This window comes from Arthrobacter sp. B6 (assembly GCF_001663775.1).
In the GTDB taxonomy this organism is placed as follows: domain Bacteria; phylum Actinomycetota; class Actinomycetes; order Actinomycetales; family Micrococcaceae; genus Arthrobacter.
Map to the genome: position 1 here is coordinate 2,933,070 of NZ_KV467168.1, position 21,809 is coordinate 2,954,878.

The following is a 21,809-nucleotide window of genomic DNA, read 5'->3' on the forward strand; positions in this document are numbered from 1 at the left end:
GCTGCCGTCTGTTGCCCCGCGCGGACCAGTCCAACCGAGGAAGCATCATGCGCCGAACACTGCAACGCCGTGCCGCGATTGCGTTCATCGCTCTCATGGCACTGTTGGTCCCCTCCTTGCCGGCCACCGCGACATCGCAGTTCGCCGACAAAGTCATCGTCCTCGATGGCGCCACCTCCGCCGAGGGAATAGCCGCCGGCAGGGGAACCACTTTCTACGCGGGGGACCTGATGGCGGGCGACATCTACCAGGGGGATATCCGGCGGGGAACCGCTAAACGAATTATTGACGTTTCTGACTTTGACCCGAATCCGCGGATGGCCGTGGGCATGAAGTTTGATGTCCGCCACAACCTGCTGTTCGTTGCGGGCGGGGCTGCCGGCAACGCCTATATCTACAACACCGCTACCCGACAGCCCGTCGGGGATCCAATCCCGCTCACCGCGCTGCCCGGCTCATTCATCAATGACGTCACACTCACGCCGCATGGAGCATGGTTCACGAACTCCAAGCATCCGGAACTCTACTTCGTACCATTTGGCCGTTTAGGTGACCCGGAGGCGGTTCTGACGAAGAGGCTGACTGACCCCCGCCTTGTCCTGGACGACCCGGCGACGCAGTTCGGCCTCAATGGGATCGCTTCGGCCAAGGGCGGCAGGGTGCTGTTCGTGGCCCATTCACAGAACAAAGCCATCTATACAGTCAACGCCGATCCTGAATCCGGGGAAAGTGCGCGGATCAGGGGCATGAGGGTGCCAAACGTTGACGGCATCCTGGTCCAGGGGCAGCAGCTGTGGGCTGTGCAGAACTTCTCGAACAAGATCAGCCGCATTGACCTCTCCAACAATTTCTCGTCAGGTGTCATAGAGGATGTCATCACCAGCGACCACTTCCAGGTTCCGGCCACTGCCGCCCTGTTCGGCAACACCTTGGCAGTGGTGAACGCCAAGTTCGACGAACCGACGGCTACAGAGTTTGAGGTGGTCCTGGTCCCGGCCCGGCACCACTAGTGCTCCAGCCCAACTGACTGGCAGCAGACGTCGTCAAAAGGGCTTTTCGCGATGTCTGCTGCCGGTCAAATTTTGGGTGCGGCCTAAATGGTGCGCGGCGCCACGGACAGGTTTTCCTTCAGCTCGGCCTCGGTCTGCCGGATCACGTAGGCCGGCCGGTCCCGTTCCACGCGCCAGCTCTCGGACAGCAGGCCAATGTTGACGGAGTCGAAGCCGAACTCGTCGTACAGCCGCGTCACCAGTTCGGCGGCTTCGGGATAGTCACTGGCCGTAGCGAGGGCGCGGCGGTTGGGGGTGCCGGCAGGCGTGCCGTCGGCGGTGATCTCCTTGGCCATGATGTGGTTGAACCCCTTGGCAACCTTGGACTCCGGCAGGTGCTCCTGCAGAAGCCCGGAGGTAGTGGCCTCGCCGTTGTCCAGGGCAGGGATGCGCCCGTCCCGCTCCCAGTAGTAGTTGTTTGTGTCGATGACGATCTTGCCGGCCAGGGGCTCCACGGGAATATCCCGATAGTTCTTCAAAGGCACGGTGACGACGGCGAAATCGCCTGCCGCCGCTGCCTCGGCGGGGGAGGCTGCCCGGGCCTTCGGGCCCAGTTCCTTTACCAGCTCCGTGAGGGTTTCCGGTCCGCGCGAGTTGCTGATGACCACGTCATAGCCCAACTCCACCGCCTTCCGCGCAACCTGGCTTCCAATGTGTCCTGCACCGATGATTCCGATTGTTGTCATGCCCGGGCCAACAGCAGTGCATCGGAAGATATTTCAGGGCGCGGGCGGGAATAATCCGGCCCTGTGCTGAAAACTCAGACGAGGTCCGGGGCGCTGGAGACGATGTAGTCCGCAGCAGCGGGTCCGGTCATGTTCAGGTGGTTGTGCTCGACAGCGATGCCGTGCCCTTTCATCGCCTTCCACAGGGAGGCCGGCTCCTCCGGCTCAATATGGTTCATGAGGCACCAGCTGGTGTAGAGGCCGTAGAGCTCGTCCCGTCCCAGTCCCGTTTCCGAGTCCCTCCTGGGCGTCACGGATTCCGCCAGGAAACGGTCAAAATGGGTGGCAGACACTGTTGCTCACTTTCGGCGTTCGCGCGGGCGCCCGGCTGCTTCAGCGCGGGGACCCGCCGGGCAGCGGGCCATACTCCGACGCTAGGGCAGTCCGAGCCGCCGTGTCCAGTCTTGGCGGCCAGGACTGTGGCAGGACTGTGGAGGAATGTGGCCCCCAGTCAGCCGGCCGAGGGCTGAAGCAGCCCGGCGCCCGCCAGCCTGGCCGCGAATGCCGGCGCGGCGGCGTCGAGCTCTGCCAGGGCGAGCACGCGCGCCTGCTCCGGGTTGGTGCTCAGCACGGTGGGCGCAAAGCGGATGTGGGTGGCATCGGCAATGCCCACAAACCCCAGCCAGTCGGCGAAGAAGGTGGTGCTGAAGTCCCGGCCGAAGGACGCTGCCACTCCGGGGGCGTACACGCCGCTGGTGTGGATGGCCACGGCCTGCTTTCCTGTCAGGAGCCCGCTGTAGCCGTTCTCCGGATCGAAGCCGAAGCTCCAGCCTGGCTGGGTGACGATGTCGATCCACTGCTTGAGCACGTAGGGGATGCCTGAGTTCCACATGGGGATGTTGAAGACGTACGCGTCCGCTGCGGCGAACTGGTCAAAGACCGCGCGGGCAGCATCCCAGGCGCGGGTCTGCTCGATGGTCTGCGCCTGCCCGGTGAAAATGGCCATCTTGGCGGCGGCGGCCGTGCTGCCGAACTCAGGGAGGGCGCCGGAATCGAACAGGTTGAGGGTCTCCACCCCAACGTCGCCGCCGGAGGAGTCCCGGATCGAGTCGAGGAAGGTGCGGGCAAGCTCCAGGGAACTGCTGTGGGAGCCGCGGGGGGAAGCGTTGACATGGAGGATGGAGGGCATGGGAGTCCTTTCGAAAATTTTGCAATGGCGCGTGCTGAATCGATCCTCCCCGGGGGACGGGACTTGGCGGAAGAAGGCACTTTGAGGTGCCTACGGCACCCGGATGCGCCCCGTCGGGACGTGCGCGGCTAATCTGGTGCTGCATGCCGAAACAGGACGGGGACGTGCATGAGCCTTACGGCCGAACAGAAGAAACGGCAACATCAGGCCGCCTACAACGCTGCGCTGGAGCATTGCCCGGCCCGCCAGCTCCTGGAGACCATCAGCAGCAAATGGGTCACCCTCGTTCTGCTTGAGCTCGCAGAAGGCCCCCGCCGGCACAGCGAACTGCGGCGCCGGGTCCCGGGTGCCAGCCAGAAGATGCTGACCTCCACGCTTCGTTCGCTGGAGCGGGACGGCCTGGTGCTGCGCCACGTCACAGCGTCCGTTCCGGTGCGCACCGACTACGAACTGAGCCCGCTGGGCCGGTCGCTTCTGGGCGTGGTCTACGGGCTCAAGGACTGGGCCGAAGCCTCGATGCCCGCCGTAGCAGCCGCACGCCTGGACCACGACCGGAACGCCCCGGCTGCCCCCGCAGCCGCTGACACTAAACGGAACAATTTCGCCCACTTTGTCTCGTGATGGCCTTGACTGATCTTGTCATGCCCTGATAGACCTTAGGGGCGGAAAGCGCTTTCTTGCCCCACGCCAGACCTCAGGGAAACCCCCGGGGCCGCGACCGGCGTCGGAATGAAACGTTACAAAAACCGACAGTGCGGCAGACTCAGCTGCCGCCAGCATCAAAGGAGATGTTCTTTGACCTACCCCTCGAAATGTTCCCTGCCCCATAAAGCCTGGAAAACCGCGCCCTTGGCGGCTGCGGCGACCCTGACGGCCGCTGCCCTGGCCTTCACCGGCGTCCCGCTGGCGCAGGCAGACCCCAGCCAGGACGCGGCAACCCAGTCCGGCACCAGCGGACTCAAGCGCCAGGTGGAAAACCTGGACCGCGCCCCCGTGGCAGTGCTCACGGACCAAGGTGTCACGCTCAGCTGGCGGATGCTCGGCCTGGACCGGGACAGCATCGGCTTCCATGTAATCCGCGACGGCGTCCAGCTCACCGTGGATCCCATCCGGGACAGCACCATGTACGTGGATCCGGCGGGAACGGCGTCCTCCAAGTACGTGATCCAGACGGTTGGCAACGGCAACGGCCGGGACAGGCTCAGCAAGGAGTTCGCGCCGCTGGCCCGGAACTACCTTGCCATCAAGCTGGACAAGCCGGCCGACGGCGTCAGCAAGGACGGAAAGCCGTACACCTACTCAGCCAATGACGCGACTGTGGCGGACCTGGACGGTGACGGCAGCTACGAAATCGTCCAGCTGTGGAACCCTTCCAACGCCCAGGACAACTCCAGGTCCGGGTTCACCGGCAACGTTTATGTGGACGCCTACAAGATGGACGGCACCAGGCTCTGGCGCATCGACCTCGGCCACAACATCCGTGCCGGCGCCCACTACACCCAGCTGCTGGCCTACGACTTCGACGGCGACGGCAAGGCCGAAGTCTCGATGAAGACCGCGGACGGCACCACGGATGCCGCCGGCACCGTCATCGGCGACCCGGCCGCGGACTACCGCAACAGCGCGGGCTACGTGCTCTCCGGTCCCGAGTTCCTCACGGTCTTCAAAGGCGAAACCGGCACCATCATGGACACGGTCGCCTACGACCCGCCGCGCGGCAACGTCTCAGCCTGGGGTGACGGCTACGGCAACCGCGTGGACCGTTTCCTGGCCGGGGTTGCCTACCTCGATGGCGAACGGCCCTCCATGATGTTCAGCCGCGGCTACTACACACGCACGGTCCTGGTCACCTACGACCTCGTGGACGGCAAACTGGTCCATCGCTGGAAGTTCGACTCCGACGTCGCCGGCGCCGAGTACAAGGGCCAGGGCAACCACAACCTGTCCGTGGCCGACGTGGACCAGGACGGCAAGGATGAATTCGTCTTCGGCTCCATGACAATCGATGACAACGGCACGCCGCTGTACAACACCAAGCTGGGCCACGGCGACGCCATCCACACCAGCGACCTGGACCCGTCACGGCCCGGGCTGGAAACCTTCGCAGTGCACGAGAGCATGAGCCAGAGCGGCAACCGCGGCGCCACTTTCCGCGATGCCGCCACCGGTGAAGTCCTCTGGAGCATCCCGGCCATCAGGGACACCGGACGCGGAGCAGCCGGCGACATCGATCCCCGCTACGCCGGTGCCGAGGGCTGGGCCGTGGGCGGCGACGCCTCCTGGAACTCCCCGCGGGGTCAGCTGATGTCCGCCAAGGGCGAGCTGATCGCCGAAAAGATCCCGGCCGCGAACTTCCTGGCCTGGTGGGACGGGGACCTGCTGCGCGAGATCGTTGACCACGACTTCGACGCGACGGCCGGCATGGGTGTGCCCACCATCTCCAAATGGAACTGGGAAACCGAAACCAGCGACCGGCTGCTGACCGCCACCGGCGCCCGGACCAACAACCACACCAAGGGCAACCCGTCGCTCCAGGCCGACCTCCTCGGTGACTGGCGCGAGGAGCTGGTCTTCGCGTCGTCGGACAGCAGCGAACTGCGGATCTACACCACCACCGCTCCCACCGCGGTCCGGCTCCGCACCCTGATGCATGACCCGATGTACCGGACCGGTGTGGCCCGCGAAAACGTGGCCTACAACCAGCCGCCGCACCCGAGCTTCTTCATCGGCGAAGGCATGGAAACCCCGGCGATGCCGGCCGTCACCTATGCGGGTGCGGGCAGCTGACAGCCAGGGCCATCACCAAAAACGGTCCTGCCCCGCACGAACGGTGCGGGGCAGGACCGTTTTTGCGGGGCAAGACCGTCCAGGCAGCGTCCGACGGCGGTGGTGCTTTCCGCCGTCAGGCGTGGGGTCAGTGCTGGCCCAGCGTGCCGCTTATGGGCGGTATGTTGCCCTCGTCCCGGTGGCGCGCCTTGCGTTCCGCGGAGCTGTAGCTTTCGCCCTCGGCCGTTTCGTCAGACTCACCCTCGAAATCCACCAGGCCGTTGGTCTGGTCGAACGGATGCGCGAACCTGTTGAATTCGGACCCCGCCGCGCGGGTTTCCCCTGCCGCAGGGCCGCCGGCGGTGTCGTCCGCGGCCGTCCCCGCGGCGGACCCCGCAGCAGTCGCTCCCGCAGCCGTCCCCGCGGCGGACCCGGCGGCCGTTCCGGGGACCGATTTCCGCCAGGCACCGGTGGCGTGGCCCTCGTGCTCGATGAACTCCTTGAACTTCTTCAGGTCGTGCTCAGCCTGCCGTGCCACCACGTGCAGCAGGTCGCCCACCTTCTCCACCACTCCCTCGGGCTGGTATTCCAGGGTGAGCGACAGCTGGGTTTTGTTCCCGCCGGCATCCTGGAAGTCCACGGCGCCGGAGTTTGTGGCGCCTTCGGTGGACGCCCATGCCACCCTGCTGTCCGGGATCTGCTCGACAATCCTGGCTTCCCACGTCCTGCGGACCCCGGCGATGTGCGCCACCCACTTCAGCCGGTCATCGCTGAGTTGGGTAACGCTTTCCACTCCGCCCATGAAATGCGGAAAGTCCTCGAACTGGGTCCACTGGTTATAGGCAGTGCTCACCGGCACATCGACAACAATCCTTTTCTCTACTTTCGTGCTCACAACGTCTCCTTCGAATGGAAACCGAATCTGATGAAGAGTCTTTGAGGTCATCAGTACGGCTAACATATCGCCGTTGCTGGCAAGGAACCAGAGTCACGGACCGCCCCGCGGAGGCGGCCGTCAGTGCTGGCCCAGATTCCCTCCCACCGGCGGGAGTCCGCCCGGGCGGTCATCGTCGTCACGGCGTTCGGCGGCGCTCCGCTTTTCGCCTTCGGCGGTTTCGTCGGACTCGCCCTCGGTGTCAACCAGGCCGTTGGTCTGGTCAAACGCGTGCCCGATCCTGTCGTCGCCAAGATCGGCGAGCGAACCGCCCGAGGCGTCTGCCGCCGTCGTGCGCGTTGAAGCCGGTTCCGCTGGGACGGGTGTGACGGTCACGGGCTCGACCGGGACACCGGCGTCCGGTGCGGTGACGTCCCGGGCCTCGTGGGCGTCCTTGTTGGTGCCGGCGCTCATGGCCGCGGCAGCGCCCGCAGCCGCGGCGACTCCGGCCGCCGCTGCCATCTTGCCGGAGAAGCCGGCTTTGCCGGAATCGCCGCGGGATGCCGCCGCGTCCTCAACACCGGGCGTGCCAACGGCCGCACCTTCATTGACCGATCCGCGCCAGGCGCCGCTGGCGTAGCCCTCGTCCTCGATGAATTCCTTGAACTTCTTGAGGTCGGCTTCTGCCTGGCGGTCCACCACGTTGAGCTTGTCGCCCACCTTCTCCACGATTCCCTCGGGATCGTATTCAAGGGTCAGCTGCAGCGATGTTTGGCCGCCGCCCACGTCTTCGAATTCCACGGTACCGGCGTTGGTGGCTCCTTCGGTGGCGGCCCAGGCAACCTTGCGGTCGGGGATCTGTTCCAGGATTTTCGCAGTCCACTGCCGGCGGACCCCGGCAATCTCGGCCACCCATTCCAGGCGGTCATCGCTGAGCTGCGTCACGCTCTTGACGCCGCCCATGAAGTGGGGGAACTCCTCGAACTGGGTCCACTGGTTGTAGGCCGTGCTCACCGGTACGTTCACCAGAATGCGCTTTTCCACCTTCGTGCTCATAACGTCTCCTTCGATTGGAACCGGAGCCGATGAAGATCCAAAATTCATCAGCATGCTTACCATACCTTCCGGAGCGGCTTCCGGCCAGAGCCCAACTGGGTAGCAGCAGATGTCGTTATGAGGCTCCATAACGACATCTGCTGCTACCTAGTTGGGATGGGAGGCGGGCGGAGAGTACGACGGCGGCAGTTGCGTGGGCGGGCGGCTCACCGCGGCAGGTGGTCGCCAATTAGCGCCAGGTTCTGGATCACCGCCAGGCCGAACTGGGACGCGTCATTCGTGGATACGGTGGGGGCTTCGTCCACCGGAACCAGCACATGCGGAGGCTCGACGGTCCGCAGGGTGAAGGCGGATTCGTGGTTCAGATGCTCACCGCCTTGGCCGAAACTCTCCCAGGCCCGGGCTGCCAGATCGGGATCGTCCAACCGGGCGGCGGCGTAGGCGCTGAGCCTGCTGTGGGCCTGGGTGAGGTAGATTCCGGGCAGCGGCTGGCCCACGGCGCCGATCTGCTCCTCCTTGGTGGCCAGGAACAGCCGGCAATACTGCAGCCACGCCAGTTCAAAGTCCTTGTCCGGGACCAGGTCCACCAGTTCGCTGCAAATTTCCACCAGCCCGAACACCGCCGAAAGGTGGGACACCTGGATCCGTTCGCGGCCGGCGTCGAACCTTCCCTTGTCCAGGTCGTAGAGCGCCTCGCCTGTGAGGAAGCCGTATTTCAGCGCGCCGATGTCCGCCATGGTGCCCAGCAGCCGGTCGCGGGAGCGCGGGTTGCCGGTGCGTTCCCAGTCGGTCAGCCAGGTGGCCGCCAGGGATCCCCAGTCCGTGCCCAGCCCCACGCCCAGGGCGTTCCGGTCCGGCCGGTACGTGTCGGCGTCGGGCCGTACTTTGCGGACCGGATCCAGGCCCAGGAAGTTCTGGTCGCTGTCCACCAGCTCGGTCAGCAGGTCCCCGGTCCGTTCGTCGGCCGTGAGGTAGTAGTAGAACCGGCGGTAGGCGGGCGTGCTGATGCGCAGCTGCTTGGCACTGCAGCCCCAGTGCTGGACGTTGTGGCGGGAGCCCAGGCCTTTCCAAGGGCCAGAGTGGTAGACGTCCACCTCGCCGGTGTGCCGCGTCATGGCCTCGGCGAAGCGGAAGACATCTGCCCGGCCTGAACGCAGGTACGAATACCAGAGCCAGAGGTCGGGCGAGAGCTCTGAGTTGTCCCAGGCGTACCCGCCGACGTCGTACCGCCACACGTGCCGGTCATGGTCGTAGGTGTGCATCACGTCGCCGTAGTTCCAGAATCCGTACCAGCGGCGTTGTTCCACCTGCCCGGCGTAGAAGTCGAAGAGGAAGTCCAGCCGGTCCTCGAGCTCAGCCCGCGCGGGAGTGCTGCGGTCCGCCGGCGCCCAGTCGCCGAATACGCGTGCCGAGTGGAGGTAGTCCGGGGTTGCCTGCAGCAGTGCGGGCGCCGACGCGGCCCGGGCATCGGCGGCGAGGCTCTCCGTGGACGGGGTGGAGGAGTAGGCAAAGAGAGTTAACTCATGTGTGCGGGCAATGCCCGTGGGGTTGCCGAACCCGGGCTCGTAGTCCTCGTAGGTGATCTCCAGGCCTTCGAGCTGTTCTTCGAACGTGTCCTGGCCCATGCCGTCGTGGTAGAACCGCAGGTCCATCGGCTGCGCCTCGGGAGAGTAAAGCCACGCAGTCAGGGAAGCCGCATTGCCGGCGGCATCCCTGATGTCCAGCTGCCCCGGGTGCGACTGCCAGAAGTCGCGGACGCCCACGCCCAGGCCGCCGCGGGTGTCGCTCAGTGAGCAGAAGCCGGCCGCCCGGGTGCCGCCGGATATACCCACCCACGCGTGTCCTGCGGCGGTGCGCTTGCGGAGCTCGAATCCGTCGGCACTGAGCTGGCTGAGGACGTAGTCGTTCCAGGCAGGGATCAGGTGCAGCCGCTCGGAAACCTCGGGGTTCCACACCGCCAGGGGAGGGGTGGCTTCGCCCGCCAGCTGGGCACGGCGGACTTCTTCCCCCGGGTCGCGGCGGAGCCCGGTCAGCCCGCGGACCGCTTCGGAGAGGAAGCCGCCGTCCGCGCCGGCGATCCGGATGTGCCGGTCGTGGAGCCCGCTTTCGAGCGGCACCGTGAAGCGGACGCCCAGGCCCGCCAGGAAATCCTGTTCGGCGTCACCGTCCCAGATGAACGAGTGGACCATCCGCACGCTGCGCGCTCCGGCGTAGAAGTAGAACCGGACCACAAACGGCAGCCAGTTCCGCTTTTCGCTGTTGGGCGCGTCCGGCCGGTGCGTGCCTTCGAGCCGCACCACGGCGCGGACCGGGCCGGTCTGTTCAAGCACGACGGCGGCCACCTCGCCGGTGAATGCCTCTCGGCTGATGGTGCCGGCGCCGTCCGCGATGCAGTCCTGGAGCAGGCTGACCAGGCGGCCGTCGCTGGCCACCGTGGTGCCGTCCCGGGTGAGTGTGCTGAACAGGGTGGAGTCGCTGCGGCTGATGACCATTTCCAGTGGGCCCGTGGACACTGTGATGTTGTTCGTGCTCTCCGTGACGGTGATCCGCGGCGAGGTGTCCGACGCCGGTGCGGCGCCGCCGTCGTGCGTTACCTGGTACTCCGTGGAGGGGGAGTCCGACGCCGGCAGGGCAATGCCTGCCCACTTCAGCGAGCCGTCCGGCCAGGTGGCCAGGGGCCAGGCCTGGCTGGCAACCGGCTGGCCGGAGGAGTCACGGACCGCCACGGCGTCGGTGCCAGCCACCGTTCCGCGGGCAAACGGCATGCCCCAGGTGGTTCCGCCGCTGAGTTCCGAAGGTGCTTCGCCATCGATCCACCTGACAGTGGTGTTTACAGTCATCGTGTCCAATTCCGCCGTGAACCGCTGGTTGACGCACGCCTCGACCGGCATGGGAAAGCGGTTTCTTGTATCGATTCAACCTAGCCCGGTGGAAGGCGGCACCGCAAGACCTGCCCGGGAGTTTTTGTCCACTTATGGCTACTTAAACTCGATTAACTCGCCATAAGTGGACAAAAACTCCAAGGGGTGTGCGGGGGCTGACGAGGGTGGAGTGTTTGCCTGGGGGAGTGGTTGTCTGGCGTAGTGGGCAGCCTGGCGGTGTTGCTACGCCCCGGGCTCCGGCTCGGTGTCCGCTCCCTCGGCGGGGTCCTGGGAATGCATCCGGAGGTCCGTTGGGTCCGCCAGTTCGTCCCCTTCGGCCGGTGCTTCGCTGTGGATGCGCTCCGACCCTGCTGAATTGTTGCCCATGACTGCTGCTCCTGTGCTGCCGTTTCCTGCTGTGGATCCGCTCTTACTGATCATTCAGCGCCTGCCCGGACGGGCTGTCAAGAACCTTCAGGAGGCCCTGGCCGTGGTGGTTGTTCTGTGCTGGACTGGGGGACGCATTGTGCTTTGAGAACTTGCTTGACCAATCACGGCACCGTCGGCCAGCCGGGCACCGCCGGCTGTTAGGAAGGATGTTTGTTATGGCAACCCACAAAATCGGCTACTTCGTTGGCAGTCTGGCCCGCGGCTCCATCAACCGCACGCTCGCCAACGCCCTGATCAGCCTGGCGCCGGCGGACCTGGAATTCGCCGAAATCCCCATCAAGGACCTGCCGCTTTACAGCTACGATTACGACGCCGATTACCCGCCGGCCGGACGGGCGCTGAAGGAGGCGGTTGAGGACTCGGACGGCATCCTCTTTGTGTCCCCCGAATACAACCGTTCCATTCCCGGTGCCCTGAAGAACGCCATCGACTGGGGGTCCCGGCCATGGGGGACCAACTCGTTCGCGCGCAAGCCCACCGGCATCATCGGGGCCTCGCCCGGCAGCATTGGAACAGCGGTCATGCAGTCCTCAATGCGCAGTGTTCTGAGCTTCCTGGACGCTCCCCAGCTCAACGCGCCGGAGGCCTACGTCAAGTTCAACCCTGCGGCGTTCGGGGCGGACGGCGAGGTCAAGGACGAAGCCACGGCCAAGTTCCTGCGCCACTACATGGACGAGTACTGCGCGTTCGTCCAGCGGGTCACGGCGGCCAACGCGCCCGGCCACATTGGCGATCTCGAGCCTGACGCCGAGAAGTTGTCGCGCTGACGCCGCGTGTGAGCCCGCTTCCGCCTGGTCTGACTCTGAGTCGAAGCCGGTCTCAGCGCCGGGCCGATGCCTCTCTCGACGCCGGGCCGAAGCCGGTACGGAGGCCCGCCGCCCCCCAAAGCGCGGCGGGCATCCGTCCTAATCCAGCGGCAGGGTGACCGTCACGCAGGTGCCGCGGCCGGGTCTGGAGGAAATGTCCACGGAGCCGCCCGCCTCGTGGACGGCTACTGACATCAGCCGCAGGCCGTAGCCGTGGTGCCGGCCGCTGATGGCGAGCCTGCTGTCAAAGCCCGTGCCGTCGTCGGAAACCACCAGGCGGATGCCGTGGTCCACGGCGGCGAGCTGGATCGTGAGCTCGGAGGCGTCCGAGTATTTGAAGGCGTTGCTCAGCGCTTCGCGGGCCGACTGGTAAAGCAGGGACGCGCAGTCCGCCGGGATCTCGATGCCCCAGTGCGGAGTATCCCAGCGGACTGCCGTCCCTTGCTGACGGAGGGGCACGGTGAGCCGGTCGATGCAGCCGGCGAGCCCCAGGGTGTGGAAGTCGATGGGATGTTGGTCCGTGATCACGCCGCCCACGGCGGTGACCTCGTCCAGAGTTGATTCGTTCCCCATGACTCTTCCTGCTTCCCCGCAGATGGTGGCCTGATGCTTCCAGCATGGACCGCCAACTGCAGGGGATCCGAAGGGATGGCTCAAGATCCGCTCAAATTTCGCGGAAGATTCGGCACGATTCCAATGGGACTTTTGGTTTGGATGTGGGCATGCCGACCGGCGGATTTCGGCCACACAGAATGACAATATCTGTAACTGAAACAACATGATTGGTCAAGCATCTTTTGAAGTTTTCTGTGCGGCTTTGGTGCGCAATGTTCCTGTACGGCATGGTGTCCGACGGCGGTGCGGCACCTCAGTGCGCCCTGCAGTCGGTCAGCAGCAACCTGGGTTGCGGCTCCGTTGAGTTGAGTACATCTTTATGAAAGCTTGTGGCTTCGTTGCCGGTTCTCTGCCGGTGGATTGAGTTCCTGCTGGAAGGCTCAGAGGAAATAAGAATTCGACGGACTTTCCTGTGGGGACAATTTACTTAATGCGCGCAGCTTCACAATTTCATGCAATTATTCACACTTTTACTCCGGATTCCGGAGCATTTGTTGGGCCTGCGCCTGTGCCTGCGTTCCTGTGATTACGGTCCTTATTCCGGCACACAATGAGGAAGCGGGCATAGGGGAAACCCTCAAATCCCTCACCTCGCAGAGCCGCCGCCCGGACAGGGTGATCGTGGTGGCCGACAATTGCAGCGATGCCACAGAAGAGATTGCCCGCGCGGAGGGGGCAGAGGTTCTCCGCACCGAGGGCAACCGCGATAAGAAGGCCGGCGCCCTGAACTTCGCACTCAGCGGACTCCTGCCTGACGCCGAGCCCGAGGATATGATCCTCATCCAGGATGCTGATTCCCAGCTGTCCCACGACTTCATCGAGCGCGCCGTGGCACACCTTCGCCGCGATTCCCGGCTCGGCGCCGTCGGCGGTGTCTTCCGCGGCGGGCACGGTGGGGGGTTTGTGGGGCACCTGCAGCGGAACGAATATGCGCGGTATGCACGCGATGTGAAGCGGCTCAAAGGCAAGTGCATGGTGGTTACCGGCACCGCTGCCCTGTTTCGGACGCGGACGCTCCGCGATGTCATCGCGGCCAGGCTGGACGGGTCGCTGCCACCCGGGAATGGCCGCGGCGGGGTGTATGACACGTCCGTCCTGACCGAAGACAACGAGTTGTCGTTTGCGCTCCTGACGCTGCGTTACCGCATCAAGTCGCCGGCGGACTGCACGCTGGTGACCGAGGTGATGCCCACTTGGCGCGAACTGTGGGCCCAGCGGCTCCGGTGGAAGCGCGGAGCGGTGGAGAACTGCGTGCAGTACGGCTGGACCCGCGTCACGCGCCCCTATTGGGGCCGGCAGGTCCTGGCCATGGTGGGCGTCATGGTGACGCTGGCATACTTCGGCACGGTGGCGTTTGCACTGGGCACGGGGGCCGGGCTGGCTATTCAGCCCTTCTGGCTGGCCGTGACCGGTGTCTTCGTGATCGAACGAGTCGTCACGGTGCGGTTGCGGGGATGGAAGTACATGCTCGCCGCCGCAACCATGTACGAGCTGGTGATCGACCTGTTTCTGCAGGTGGTCCACGCAAAGGCGTACCTGGACTCAGCCCTCAACAAAAAGAAAGCCTGGTAACCACCATGTATGACAATCCAGCAGCTCCGGCCGCGGCCGGCATCGGTTCCGGAACCCTCGCCATGACCGGCGCGGGTGACGTGTTCTGGCTGGCCCTTGCCGCGTTCGCACTCCTGGCGCTGGGCCTTGCGGTCAAGCGGATCGTTCCGGTCCGGGCTGACAGGTCCTAGGCTGTTCCGTCGCCAGAGTTAACGAGAGAACCAAAGTGCAGGGCGTCCGGTGATCCGGATGCCCTGCACGGGTCTATCGATGTTCGCCGCCGTGGCTTGTTCTTAGTAGACGACGGTGCCGGTGGTCTCCACAGTGGTGCCGGAAATGGCGTTGCGCCCACTGACCTCAAGCTGGATTCCAGTCCGCCGCAGCGGTGTTTCCAACGCCATGGAGAGGTCTGGAATGACCCTGGTGTTGATGCGCTGGAGAACGTCCTGGATGTCGGCGCGGTTGTTGACCGTCACCTTTATCGCGAGATCCGGTTCCATCGCGGTGCCGCGTAGCAGCGCCGAGGAACCCACAACCCCGGGCAGGGTGTTGATCTGGTTTTCCACCGCGGAGGCCAGCACCGATGCGTCACACAGCGTGGTTCCCGAGGCCGGGTCCTGATGCAGCCGGTACCTGTCGGCGGCATTCCTCCGTGGAATTTGTGCCAGGATCCACGACAACCCCAGGGCGCCGACGACAACCCCGGACACCAGGACAATGGCTACAGCAGAGGCAGTGCCGAAGACCGCGTGCAGGTCCCCTGTCACGACGGGACTCTCTGCGGCCACCGTTGCGGGGCTCATCGCGTGCAGCATCCCGCTGGCGATCAGCAGTATCAGGACGCCGCCGGCCAGGGCGAGAATGCCAAGGATGACCAGGCATACGCGGTTCAGCGCTCCGGCGTGTTGTCGCATGGCGTGCCTTCTTTCCGGAATGTGGCCACGGTCATTCCTTGGACCGGACGGACGCTGTGATCTTTGGAACCGGGTTGAGCCCGGCACCGGCCAATTGAGCCCTGATCTCGGCAATGACACGGTCGCGCAGCTCCCGTGTTTCATGGAGAGCCGTGGTCACGTTCAGATGGACCGCGCGTGCCGAGGCCGTAGCCGATGCTGACCCGACGCCGTCGACGTATTCACAATGCGCAGCCGCATACCGCGCGACGGCCCGCCGCGTCATGACAATCTCCTGGGTTCCTGCCGCCGGGACTTCCCCCTCGTTCCCTGGCACCTGCAGCCGCAACGCGTTATAGCTTCCCGGAACCAGTGCTGCCGCCAGCAGGACCAGTCCCAGGATCGCTGCCGCAGCACCGACGGCCCAGACTCCCGGATCGTTCCAGGTCAAGCCCGTCAGCCAGTCCCGGGGTCCGGCCAGAAACGCCGGCCACGAACCCGTTGCCAGCCGGGCCACTGCCGCCCATGCCAGGCCCACGCCGGCGGCCAGAAGCAGAGTTCCCAGGATCAGAGCAGGAACAACCCTGCTGGGACGGTGCCGCAGCTGTGTGGTCTTCCCCTCGTTCCGGCTCATAGCAGCCTCCGGCGGCCGGTGGATTCACCGGCAGGTTTCAGCCAGGACACTGTGATGTCGATCTGGCGGACGTCCACCCCGGTGAGGGCGGTGACGCGTTCGCTGATCCGGCGGCGCAGTTGGTCGGTTACCTGGCGCAGCGGTACCGGGTAGAGCAGCCCTATCTCCACACTGAGCGCGGCGATGTTGCCAGAAAGCTCAACCGCAACTTTGGGCCGGGCGGAAAAGTCCGATTGTGCTCCGATGCCCAGAAACCCTCCTGAGGACCCGCCGGCGAATGACTCTTCGCTGGCGACCTGGCTGGCGATCTTCTCCAGCACCTTCCGGTCAATGACGGTGCGCCCCCGTGAATCCAGGTCCCGGGAGCCGGCGTGTTCTGCAGTGGCATTCATCGGCTGGATGCTTTACCGAACAATGCCTGCAGATCCAGTTTCCCTTCCGCAATGCGGCCCACTACGAGCCCAATCAGGCCAAAGAGGACCACTATCAGCAAGGCAGTAAAGCCTCCGAAGGCCAAGACGATTCCTAATACCAGGCCGACTGTCAGACACCACCGTGTAGTGGACATGAGGCACTCCTTCCAAAATCGGTAACAGCCCGAAAAAGAGGCAGGGCGGGTGTCTTGGGTTACTCAAGAGGCTTCTTGTCGGTCTCTTCGGGCCGTTCTTCATCGGGAAGATGAACATCGGTGACGTGGACATTCACTTCGAGCACCTCCAGGCCGGTCGCGCGCTCCACCGACTGGATGACATTGCGGCGGATATCCTGGCTCACCTCGACAATGGACATTCCGTACTCGACGACGATGCTCAGGTCGATGGCGGCCTGGCGTTCCCCTTTCTCCACGCTCACCCCACCGCTGACATTCGTCTGGGAACCGGGAATGCGTTCGGTCATCGCGCCGAACGCGCGCCTGGCAGCGCTTCCCATCGCATACACGCCGGGAACCTCACGCGTAGCCATGCCCGCCAGCTTCTGGACCACGGTTTCCTCAATGGTGGTATTCCCCCGATCCGTGTGCAGCAGGTCGGTCGTGCGGCGCTGCTCAACGGGGGCGTTCCGTTTCTGGCCCTCCTCGCTAGCTACCATGTCACCGGACCGTCCAGGGGACTGCGGCGCTTCTGTCACAGGAACCATCTCCTCAATCAACTGATGCGGTGTTGCCTACATGGTTAAAGACGCACGTCACGGCCAAACGTCACGTGGACGGGGAAAAACTGTTTTGTCCCTGCTTCCGCGCACCGGGGCATTCCCATTCCCGGTGCCGTCTGAAAGCATTGTCATAAGCCTCGGACCCCGTGCGGCGCGGTTCGGGGGCACAGGGTACGGCGGTGAGGATGAATGAGCGTGAACCCGTAGTCCTGAAACGGCCCGATGATCTGGACGAGGCGACCCTCGTCGCCCGGGCCCAGGACGGTAACCTGGACGCCTTCGAATACCTGGTCAAGGCGTATCAGGGCAGACTTTTCCGTCTCGCTTTCCGGATGCTGCAGGACCGGGGCGACGCCGAAGACGTGGTGCAGGACACCTTGGTGGCCTGCTGGAGAAAGCTGCCGCTGCTGATAGACGTGCACGCTTTCAGCGGCTGGCTTTACCAGATGGCCACCAACCGCTGCCTGGACAGTCTGCGTCGACGGTCCAGTCATGCGGAGGTCGTCCAGGAACCGGCAACTCTGCAAACAACCGCCGATTCCTCCACCGAACCGGGAGCCGGAGGTGATCCCGCCCGCGAAGCGGAAGTGTCCTTCGAAATGGACGGCCTGGCCACTGCGCTGCTGACCCTCCCGCCCGAGCAGCGCGCCTGCTGGCTCCTGCGGGAAATCCACGAACGGAGCTACGCTGAAATAGCCACAACACTTAAGGTCAGTGAACAGACGGTCAGAGGCCGCCTCGCCAGAGCACGCGCACAACTCGCGGAAAAGATGAGTCCATGGCACTAGACGAAACCATCCCCCGCCTGGCAAAGCTCGCGGAGGCCACCCGCACGCTTCGGGACAACGATGCAGAAGACGCCTCCCTGCAGCCACATCACGCCGTCAAGGACTCCGTCATGAAAGTGGCCCGTGCCGAAGTCCGAAGGGGAAGCCTGCTCCCCGTCTACCAGGCTGACCAGGGCGGCATCAGGATCAGCGAACAAGCCATCACCACACTCATCTGGTTCGGCGCCGATGCCCTTCCGGGAGTACGCGCCCGTCGCTGTCGCGTCCACCCTGCTCCGGGCACCGCGGACGGCCCCCGTCCGGCAGGGACCGCGGACATCTCGGTCAGCCTTCGAATCGCCGTGGCCTCCGGCACCAACATCCCCCGAACCGCAGAGCTGCTGCGTCAGCGGATCATCAGCATGATCACAGCCCACGTCGGGCTCAACGCCAAAGCCGTGAACATCACTGTCGAGGATTTCTACGATGTCTGACCATCCCCTCGAAGCCCGGCTGATCAGCCACCGCCTCATTGCCGACCTGGCTGCCCGCACCGCCCTTGACACTCGAGGTGTCCTCCGACTCGAACCGACCCTGAAAGGCCTTCTCACCCACCTGCGAACAGGAACAATCCAGAATCTCCGCAGGACAGACACCCGCACCACTTCCGCCCGGCACGACGGCGTCTTCGTCACCGTCCACAACGGCATCGCCGACGTCCAGCTCGACATCGCCACAGATATCGCCTTCGCAGCGCTGGAGGTTGCCCATGCCGTGCGGGAGCAGATCGCCCGGACCATCAGCCATACCGGCCTCATCCCCGGGCGCATCGACATCTCGGTCCTGGCCATAGAGCACGCGCCCACCGCCCCCGACCCTCTGAGCGCTACCCCATCGGCATGGAACCGACATGACCTCTGAACCAAACAACCAGGAAGATCCGGCGCGTGGAATCGCGGACGGAAGCGGCCGCCACCAAGGCAAGAAATTCTGGGCAGCGGCCATCCTCGTCCCGCCGGCACTGCTGCTGTGCGGCGCCTGGATGCTGCTGATTGCCAACTACATTCTTGCGCCCGTGTTCTTCTTTGCCGCCATGGCCTCTCTGGCCTACTTCGCAGCGAGCCGCCGACGCGGCCGCCCTCCGCCCAAGCCCTGACCGGTCATCTGTGCCGTTCAAGCCGTCCTGCCGGGTACCGGGCAGGATTGTCACGCACAGGTCAGGTGACCACGCTCAGGATGCTGGAGCATCCGGCGGTGTCGCACACTTTGTAGGTGGTGGTGTTGCCGCCCTTGAACTTATTGACGAAGCTGCCCGTGTTGGGCACGGCCTTCTGGGTCCCGTTGATCCAGAGCGTCACGTTGGTGCCGGTAGCGCCGGTCCACTTCAGCGTGGTGGCGTTCACGCCCTTGGTTTTGCTGGTGGTGGCGGACAGGTTGATGGGCGACGGCGGTGCGGGCGGCACTGCGGTGGCCGCGGGGACGAAGGAGAAGTCCCGGACCACCACCGATTCCGGCTTCACACGGGCGGGATCCCCGCCTCCGCCGCCGGTGACCCAGAGGTTGAAGTGGACCTGCTCCTTTGCGGGCACCGGAACCGTTGTGCCCTGCAGGACCGTGCGCTTCAGGAGGGTGCCGGTGAAGCCTTCGCCCGCGTAGGTCTCGAAGGTGAGCTTGCCCGGTTCCCAAACCAACCGGTGCGTGGTGATGGCGCTGGCAGTGACATCAAAGGTCACCGTATTGTTGCCTTCGCCCGGAGGTTTGCTGGCATCAAACCAGTACCCGTGGCCCTGGCTGACGGGCCACGATTGTCCGTAGGCGCCGCCGCCGCCCCAGGCCGATGCCTCACAAAGGTCGATCTCGTTGTAGCCGGGCTCGGCCAGCGGATCGTAGGTGAACAGGCAACCCCAGACCACTTCCTTCTGCAGCACGCTGAGATTCTTCTCCACGGTGGTGCTGTAGGTTCCATAGCCGAACCCCTGGCGGGTGGACTGGAATTCCGCGCCAACCGGCGCCTCGCCCGTCGGGTTGCTCAGCTTAAGGGTGACGTAGCCGTTTGCGTCGGGGTTGCTGACGTTGGCGGCATCAAACAGCCTGTTGTACTGCGGGGCGCCGCCCCAGAAACGCTTCTCCCAGTTGAAGCCCTTCCAGGTGAAGTCTCCGGCCGGGCCTGGGTCCTGTGGCGTGGTTTCGGCGGCTTGGGCGGACGGCATGCACGCCAGCATAGCCAGGCCTGCCGCCGCCAGCATGGCCAAGGGCCTTAGCGGGCGGGCGGAGTGTGAGACAGGTAACCAAAAAGAAGCCATGCAGTGCCCCTTGCGTCGTGCTCCCCAGCGAGCAGCTTTGCACTCCTGTTGAGCACACGATGATCATCAGCCACAGGAGTCACAGAACGCAATAGCCCAAATGTGATTAATTTGAGCGGGGAAAAACCTCAAGAAATGCGCAATATTCAGCCAACCTCAAGAAAAGCGCAATAAACCAACAATTGGAAGAATCGAATTAAAATGGTGTGTAGGCTTACCGTTTAGAACTTCTTCTCCCGAGCCCTTGAATTTCCCATCCATGTGGTTTGTGTCAACGAATTGAACATGAAACATCCTGGATGGCGCGCTTGCGTGAGCAGGCAGCGATCACTTATTGGGGGCATATATGGTGGAACGGGGCGTTGCTGTTGTTGTTGAAGACGACGACGACATTAGGACATCTCTGAAGGAGGTGCTCCTGCAGTCCGGTTTTGCCGTGTTTGAAACCTCCTCCGGGTTCGAAGGCGTGGAGGCCGTGCGGGAACACAACCCCGTTGTCGTCACCATGGACGTCGGCCTGCCGGACTTTGACGGCATCGAGGCCTCTCGGCGGATCCGGACGTTCAGCGACGCCTACCTCATCATCGTCACGGGCCGGGTGGAAGAGGCCGATGCGCTGATGGGCTTCGAGGCCGGCGCAGACGACTATCTGACCAAGCCGTTCCGTCCCCGGGAACTCCGTGCCCGGATCGCCGCCATGCTGAGGCGCCCTCGGTCCCTTGCTTCCGTTTCCGCTTCCGGGGACAGAATGCTTGCCCCCCGTCCCCGGGCCGGGCAGCATCCTGCACTGTCTGCTGCCCTTACCGCCGCCGTCGCACCTCCATCCCCGCACGCCGGGGCAGTGGTCCTGTGCGACTTTGAGCACAAGGGCCTGACGCTGCACGAAGGATCCCGTTCCGCCGCCATCCACGGTGTGCCGCTGGACCTGACCCGCACCCAGTTTGACCTGCTCCTGGTGCTGATGGAGAACGGCCGGGTGGTGCAGACAAAAGCCGACCTGGTGCGTCGGCTCCGGAACGAGCCGTACAACACTGGCTCGTTCGTCACTGCGGGCGAGGAGCGCGCCATCGAAGTCCACCTGGGAAACCTGCGCAAGCGGCTGGGGGACAACTCCCGCTCACCGCTCTGGATTGAGACCGTGCGCGGCGTGGGGTACCGGCTGGCACCGTAGAGGCTGCTGAACCGTAGCCGCCGCTGAACCTCAGTCCAGCTCGCCGGTGCCGGCCGCCGCGAGCGGCAGGACCTCGCTCCAGAAGTCCTCGGGGATGTCCAACTCGGCCAGCCGGACGGTTTCCTCCACGCGGCCTGGTTCGGACATGCCAACGATGGTGGAGCTGACCCGCGGATCCCTAGTGGAGAACTGCAGCGCGGCGGCGGCAAGCGGCACGCCAAAATCCTCGCAGACCGCCTCCATCTTCTTGACCCGCCCGATAATGGCCTCGCTGGCCGGGCGGTAGCAGTAGTGGGGGGCGGCGTCCGGGCCCTTCACCAGCATGCCGCCACCGAAAGGTGCAGCGTTGACGTAGGCCACTCCGCGGTCCATGGCGTCCTGGATGAGCGGCTCAGCGGTCTGGTCCACGAGCGTGTAGCGGTTGTGGCTGATGACGACGTCGAACACATCCGTGGCGAGGTACCTCAGTTCCAGGTCGATGGGCCCGCCGGCAACACCGAGGTGCCCGATGACGCCCTGGTCGCGGAGCTCGATCAGCGCTTCAAGCGGCCCGCCCGCCGCGGTGCCCTCTTCAAAGGTGATCTTCTCGGGATCGTGGAGGTACACGAGCTGGAGCCGGTCCAGGCCGAGCCGTTCGAGGCTTTCCTCCACGGAACGGCGGACCCGGTCGCCGGAGAAGTCACTGACTCCGCGGATGGGGTCCACCTTGGTGGCAACCACCACGCCATCCGGCAGGCCGCCGGCTTCTGCAAGAGCCTGGCCGATGCGCCGTTCGCTGTTCGTCTGCCCGTACTCATTGGACGTGTCGATGAAGTTGAAAGGGCCTTCGAGGACCCGGCGGATGGTGGCGACGGCGGTGTCGGTCCCGTGCGGTGCGGGGTGGCTCCCGAGCGAGCTGGTGCCAACGCAGACGGCGGAGACGGACAGGCCGGTGCGGCCGAGAGTGCGGTATTCCATGGTTGTTCCTTTGACGTGGACTATCCCGGAAAGAGCTTTCCCTCAGGATA

At 64.7% G+C, this 21,809-nt stretch carries 25 protein-coding genes; 11 read left to right on the forward strand and 14 right to left on the reverse strand.

The genetic code is table 11. From position 1 onward, the window contains the following. The first annotated feature begins 47 nt into the window (after nucleotides 1–47). A complete protein-coding gene (locus AU175_RS13025; protein ID WP_066289511.1) occupies nucleotides 48–1,010 on the forward strand; it encodes a hypothetical protein in 963 nt (320 codons plus the stop codon). An 83-nt stretch (nucleotides 1,011–1,093) separates the two neighbouring features. Here the strand turns inward: AU175_RS13025 and AU175_RS13030 are convergent, their stop codons facing one another. From AU175_RS13030 to AU175_RS13040, 3 genes are all read right to left on the reverse strand, one after another. Further along, nucleotides 1,094–1,735 (reverse strand): NADPH-dependent F420 reductase, encoded by a 642-nt coding sequence (locus tag AU175_RS13030; protein WP_066289513.1) that lies wholly within the window; start codon nucleotides 1,733–1,735, stop codon nucleotides 1,094–1,096. A gap of 74 nt (nucleotides 1,736–1,809) precedes the next feature. Continuing rightward, nucleotides 1,810–2,067: a hypothetical protein gene (locus AU175_RS13035; protein WP_066289520.1), complete on the reverse strand. Its 258-nt coding sequence runs from the start codon at nucleotides 2,065–2,067 to the stop codon at nucleotides 1,810–1,812. A gap of 158 nt (nucleotides 2,068–2,225) precedes the next feature. Continuing rightward, a complete protein-coding gene (locus AU175_RS13040; RefSeq protein ID WP_066289522.1) occupies nucleotides 2,226–2,903 on the reverse strand; it encodes an FMN-dependent NADH-azoreductase in 678 nt (225 codons plus the stop codon). A gap of 168 nt (nucleotides 2,904–3,071) precedes the next feature. Between AU175_RS13040 and AU175_RS13045 the strand changes: the two genes are divergently transcribed. Further along, nucleotides 3,072–3,524 (forward strand): winged helix-turn-helix transcriptional regulator, encoded by a 453-nt coding sequence (locus AU175_RS13045; protein ID WP_066289526.1) that lies wholly within the window; start codon nucleotides 3,072–3,074, stop codon nucleotides 3,522–3,524. 174 nt (nucleotides 3,525–3,698) lie between these two features. Next, nucleotides 3,699–5,690: a rhamnogalacturonan lyase gene (locus AU175_RS13050; protein ID WP_066289529.1), complete on the forward strand. Its 1,992-nt coding sequence runs from the start codon at nucleotides 3,699–3,701 to the stop codon at nucleotides 5,688–5,690. Nucleotides 5,691–5,817: 127 nt separating this feature from the next. On the opposite strand, the gene AU175_RS13055 is transcribed toward AU175_RS13050, so the two are convergent. From AU175_RS13055 to AU175_RS22020, 4 genes are all read right to left on the reverse strand, one after another. Next, nucleotides 5,818–6,564, reverse strand: a complete 747-nt coding sequence (locus AU175_RS13055) for an SRPBCC family protein (protein ID WP_066289532.1) — start codon at nucleotides 6,562–6,564, stop codon at nucleotides 5,818–5,820. A gap of 120 nt (nucleotides 6,565–6,684) precedes the next feature. Then, complete coding sequence (locus AU175_RS13060; RefSeq protein ID WP_066289534.1) at nucleotides 6,685–7,599, reverse strand: SRPBCC family protein; 915 nt, start codon at nucleotides 7,597–7,599, stop codon at nucleotides 6,685–6,687. Between the two features lie 206 nt (nucleotides 7,600–7,805). Continuing rightward, nucleotides 7,806–10,439, reverse strand: coding sequence for an exo-rhamnogalacturonan lyase family protein (locus AU175_RS13065; RefSeq protein WP_066291076.1), 2,634 nt, complete (start codon nucleotides 10,437–10,439; stop codon nucleotides 7,806–7,808). Nucleotides 10,440–10,703: 264 nt separating this feature from the next. Next, nucleotides 10,704–10,847, reverse strand: coding sequence for a hypothetical protein (locus AU175_RS22020; protein WP_197497100.1), 144 nt, complete (start codon nucleotides 10,845–10,847; stop codon nucleotides 10,704–10,706). Between the two features lie 218 nt (nucleotides 10,848–11,065). On the opposite strand from AU175_RS22020, the gene AU175_RS13070 reads away from it, so the two are divergent. Further along, on the forward strand, nucleotides 11,066–11,677 hold the full coding sequence (locus AU175_RS13070; RefSeq protein ID WP_066289538.1) for an NADPH-dependent FMN reductase: 612 nt from the start codon (nucleotides 11,066–11,068) through the stop codon (nucleotides 11,675–11,677). Nucleotides 11,678–11,815: 138 nt separating this feature from the next. Here AU175_RS13070 and AU175_RS13075 read toward each other — a convergent pair whose 3' ends face one another. Continuing rightward, nucleotides 11,816–12,289 (reverse strand): sensor histidine kinase, encoded by a 474-nt coding sequence (locus AU175_RS13075; protein WP_066289541.1) that lies wholly within the window; start codon nucleotides 12,287–12,289, stop codon nucleotides 11,816–11,818. A 564-nt stretch (nucleotides 12,290–12,853) separates the two neighbouring features. Between AU175_RS13075 and AU175_RS13080 the strand changes: the two genes are divergently transcribed. After that, the gene (locus AU175_RS13080) at nucleotides 12,854–13,903 is read left to right on the forward strand and encodes a glycosyltransferase family 2 protein (RefSeq protein ID WP_082979141.1); all 1,050 of its coding nucleotides are present in this window, start codon (nucleotides 12,854–12,856) and stop codon (nucleotides 13,901–13,903) included. 5 nt (nucleotides 13,904–13,908) lie between these two features. Next, nucleotides 13,909–14,073: a hypothetical protein gene (locus AU175_RS22025; RefSeq protein WP_197497101.1), complete on the forward strand. Its 165-nt coding sequence runs from the start codon at nucleotides 13,909–13,911 to the stop codon at nucleotides 14,071–14,073. 102 nt (nucleotides 14,074–14,175) lie between these two features. On the opposite strand, the gene AU175_RS13085 is transcribed toward AU175_RS22025, so the two are convergent. From AU175_RS13085 to AU175_RS13105, 4 genes are all read right to left on the reverse strand, one after another. After that, on the reverse strand, nucleotides 14,176–14,796 hold the full coding sequence (locus tag AU175_RS13085; protein WP_066289549.1) for a hypothetical protein: 621 nt from the start codon (nucleotides 14,794–14,796) through the stop codon (nucleotides 14,176–14,178). A 31-nt stretch (nucleotides 14,797–14,827) separates the two neighbouring features. Then, nucleotides 14,828–15,409, reverse strand: coding sequence for a DUF6286 domain-containing protein (locus AU175_RS13090; protein WP_066289553.1), 582 nt, complete (start codon nucleotides 15,407–15,409; stop codon nucleotides 14,828–14,830). Further along, the gene (locus AU175_RS13095; RefSeq protein ID WP_066289554.1) at nucleotides 15,406–15,801 is read right to left on the reverse strand and encodes an Asp23/Gls24 family envelope stress response protein; all 396 of its coding nucleotides are present in this window, start codon (nucleotides 15,799–15,801) and stop codon (nucleotides 15,406–15,408) included. The genes AU175_RS13090 and AU175_RS13095 overlap by 4 nt, the downstream gene beginning before the upstream one ends. Nucleotides 15,802–16,036: 235 nt before the next feature. Continuing rightward, nucleotides 16,037–16,546 (reverse strand): Asp23/Gls24 family envelope stress response protein, encoded by a 510-nt coding sequence (locus AU175_RS13105; protein ID WP_442855317.1) that lies wholly within the window; start codon nucleotides 16,544–16,546, stop codon nucleotides 16,037–16,039. Between the two features lie 200 nt (nucleotides 16,547–16,746). Here AU175_RS13105 and AU175_RS13110 point away from each other — a divergent pair, with 200 nt between their 5' ends. From AU175_RS13110 to AU175_RS13125, 4 genes are read left to right on the forward strand one after another with little or no spacing between them, the layout of a single operon-like run. Then, complete coding sequence (locus AU175_RS13110; protein ID WP_066289558.1) at nucleotides 16,747–17,349, forward strand: RNA polymerase sigma factor; 603 nt, start codon at nucleotides 16,747–16,749, stop codon at nucleotides 17,347–17,349. Then, nucleotides 17,340–17,822 (forward strand): Asp23/Gls24 family envelope stress response protein, encoded by a 483-nt coding sequence (locus AU175_RS13115; RefSeq protein ID WP_066289560.1) that lies wholly within the window; start codon nucleotides 17,340–17,342, stop codon nucleotides 17,820–17,822. The genes AU175_RS13110 and AU175_RS13115 overlap by 10 nt, the downstream gene beginning before the upstream one ends. Further along, a complete protein-coding gene (locus tag AU175_RS13120; protein WP_066289564.1) occupies nucleotides 17,815–18,249 on the forward strand; it encodes an Asp23/Gls24 family envelope stress response protein in 435 nt (144 codons plus the stop codon). The genes AU175_RS13115 and AU175_RS13120 overlap by 8 nt, the downstream gene beginning before the upstream one ends. Then, nucleotides 18,239–18,484 carry a hypothetical protein gene (locus AU175_RS13125; RefSeq protein WP_066289567.1) on the forward strand — a complete coding sequence of 82 codons (246 nt, stop codon included), beginning with the start codon at nucleotides 18,239–18,241 and terminating at the stop codon, nucleotides 18,482–18,484. The genes AU175_RS13120 and AU175_RS13125 overlap by 11 nt, the downstream gene beginning before the upstream one ends. Before the next feature lie 61 nt (nucleotides 18,485–18,545). Here the strand turns inward: AU175_RS13125 and AU175_RS13130 are convergent, their stop codons facing one another. Then, nucleotides 18,546–19,538 carry a hypothetical protein gene (locus AU175_RS13130; RefSeq protein ID WP_231938551.1) on the reverse strand — a complete coding sequence of 331 codons (993 nt, stop codon included), beginning with the start codon at nucleotides 19,536–19,538 and terminating at the stop codon, nucleotides 18,546–18,548. A gap of 439 nt (nucleotides 19,539–19,977) precedes the next feature. On the opposite strand from AU175_RS13130, the gene AU175_RS13135 reads away from it, so the two are divergent. After that, the gene (locus tag AU175_RS13135; RefSeq protein WP_066289572.1) at nucleotides 19,978–20,802 is read left to right on the forward strand and encodes a response regulator transcription factor; all 825 of its coding nucleotides are present in this window, start codon (nucleotides 19,978–19,980) and stop codon (nucleotides 20,800–20,802) included. 30 nt (nucleotides 20,803–20,832) lie between these two features. On the opposite strand, the gene AU175_RS13140 is transcribed toward AU175_RS13135, so the two are convergent. Further along, entirely contained in the window at nucleotides 20,833–21,759 is a 927-nt protein-coding gene (locus AU175_RS13140) for an aldo/keto reductase (RefSeq protein WP_066289575.1), read from the reverse strand. Between the last annotated feature and the right edge of the window lie 50 nt (nucleotides 21,760–21,809).

Excerpts from the sequence above, each read along its gene's own strand:
- AU175_RS13025 (WP_066289511.1), top strand. The coding sequence starts at position 48 with ATGCGCCGAACACTGCAACGCCGTGCCGCGATTGCGTTCATCGCTCTC.
- AU175_RS13030 (WP_066289513.1), bottom strand. The coding sequence starts at position 1,735 with ATGACAACAATCGGAATCATCGGTGCAGGACACATTGGAAGCCAGGTT.
- AU175_RS13040 (WP_066289522.1), bottom strand. The coding sequence starts at position 2,903 with ATGCCCTCCATCCTCCATGTCAACGCTTCCCCCCGCGGCTCCCACAGC.
- AU175_RS13045 (WP_066289526.1), top strand. The coding sequence starts at position 3,072 with ATGAGCCTTACGGCCGAACAGAAGAAACGGCAACATCAGGCCGCCTAC.
- AU175_RS13060 (WP_066289534.1), bottom strand. The coding sequence starts at position 7,599 with ATGAGCACGAAGGTGGAAAAGCGCATTCTGGTGAACGTACCGGTGAGC.
- AU175_RS13065 (WP_066291076.1), bottom strand. The coding sequence starts at position 10,439 with ATGACTGTAAACACCACTGTCAGGTGGATCGATGGCGAAGCACCTTCG.
- AU175_RS22020 (WP_197497100.1), bottom strand. The coding sequence starts at position 10,847 with ATGGGCAACAATTCAGCAGGGTCGGAGCGCATCCACAGCGAAGCACCG.
- AU175_RS13070 (WP_066289538.1), top strand. The coding sequence starts at position 11,066 with ATGGCAACCCACAAAATCGGCTACTTCGTTGGCAGTCTGGCCCGCGGC.
- AU175_RS13075 (WP_066289541.1), bottom strand. The coding sequence starts at position 12,289 with ATGGGGAACGAATCAACTCTGGACGAGGTCACCGCCGTGGGCGGCGTG.
- AU175_RS22025 (WP_197497101.1), top strand. The coding sequence starts at position 13,909 with ATGTATGACAATCCAGCAGCTCCGGCCGCGGCCGGCATCGGTTCCGGA.
- AU175_RS13085 (WP_066289549.1), bottom strand. The coding sequence starts at position 14,796 with ATGCGACAACACGCCGGAGCGCTGAACCGCGTATGCCTGGTCATCCTT.
- AU175_RS13090 (WP_066289553.1), bottom strand. The coding sequence starts at position 15,409 with ATGAGCCGGAACGAGGGGAAGACCACACAGCTGCGGCACCGTCCCAGC.
- AU175_RS13095 (WP_066289554.1), bottom strand. The coding sequence starts at position 15,801 with ATGAATGCCACTGCAGAACACGCCGGCTCCCGGGACCTGGATTCACGG.
- AU175_RS13105 (WP_442855317.1), bottom strand. The coding sequence starts at position 16,546 with ATGGTTCCTGTGACAGAAGCGCCGCAGTCCCCTGGACGGTCCGGTGAC.
- AU175_RS13110 (WP_066289558.1), top strand. The coding sequence starts at position 16,747 with ATGAATGAGCGTGAACCCGTAGTCCTGAAACGGCCCGATGATCTGGAC.
- AU175_RS13115 (WP_066289560.1), top strand. The coding sequence starts at position 17,340 with ATGGCACTAGACGAAACCATCCCCCGCCTGGCAAAGCTCGCGGAGGCC.
- AU175_RS13120 (WP_066289564.1), top strand. The coding sequence starts at position 17,815 with ATGTCTGACCATCCCCTCGAAGCCCGGCTGATCAGCCACCGCCTCATT.
- AU175_RS13125 (WP_066289567.1), top strand. The coding sequence starts at position 18,239 with ATGACCTCTGAACCAAACAACCAGGAAGATCCGGCGCGTGGAATCGCG.
- AU175_RS13130 (WP_231938551.1), bottom strand. The coding sequence starts at position 19,538 with ATGCCGTCCGCCCAAGCCGCCGAAACCACGCCACAGGACCCAGGCCCG.
- AU175_RS13135 (WP_066289572.1), top strand. The coding sequence starts at position 19,978 with ATGGTGGAACGGGGCGTTGCTGTTGTTGTTGAAGACGACGACGACATT.
- AU175_RS13140 (WP_066289575.1), bottom strand. The coding sequence starts at position 21,759 with ATGGAATACCGCACTCTCGGCCGCACCGGCCTGTCCGTCTCCGCCGTC.